The organism is Ensifer sp. NM-2, assembly GCF_003024455.1.
GTDB lineage: Bacteria > Pseudomonadota > Alphaproteobacteria > Rhizobiales > Rhizobiaceae > Ensifer > Ensifer canadensis.
In genome coordinates this window covers 1-530 of sequence record NZ_PVZR01000116.1, presented here as the reverse complement: position 1 = coordinate 530, position 530 = coordinate 1, and the positions used below count along the sequence as shown (strand labels likewise).

At 63.6% G+C, this 530-nt stretch carries 1 protein-coding gene; it reads right to left on the bottom strand.

Going from position 1 to position 530, the window contains the following annotated elements; translation table 11 throughout:
• On the bottom strand, positions 1–530 hold a 530-nt coding region (locus tag C6558_RS40220; RefSeq protein WP_199197142.1), incomplete at both ends, for a hypothetical protein.

The window sequence follows — 530 nt, the reverse complement described above, 5'->3', positions numbered from 1 at the left end:
AGGGTGATGTCAGTGATGCCCCGCGTCACGTAGAACTCACCAAAATAGGCCACATTGACCATAGTGGGATCCACTTCGTACGTGACGGGACGGGCATCGTAGTACTCCAGCGGCAGTGTCGGGTGATGCGACACCTCGGCCCGCCCCTGCACACGCTCTCGCAGCGCTGGACTGTAGATGTGGTCCAGCATCTCGGCCATCTGGTGGTCGTTCGTGAACAGAATGCTGTCGGCGAGTGCGTACGGGAGGATCTCGGCTAGTCCGAAGATCGAGAAGTGCTCGTCAGGGATGCGTCCGAAGTCGGCTTCGACGGGCGCGGTGAGTCGTGCAAGCATCGGGTCGGAACGGTCGAGCAGGTCACCGCGCCGCTTCCCCTGGACGTCCAGGGACAGGGGGTCGGAGAACTCCGCTGTCCATATCAGTTCCGGGTGGGCCTCGTGGATCAGTGCCCCCGCATAGTGCGACGGGGCCCAATTCGCTCGCGTGTACAGGCGCTCGTACCGGGCGCCGGCGGCGATCCAGGCATCAGC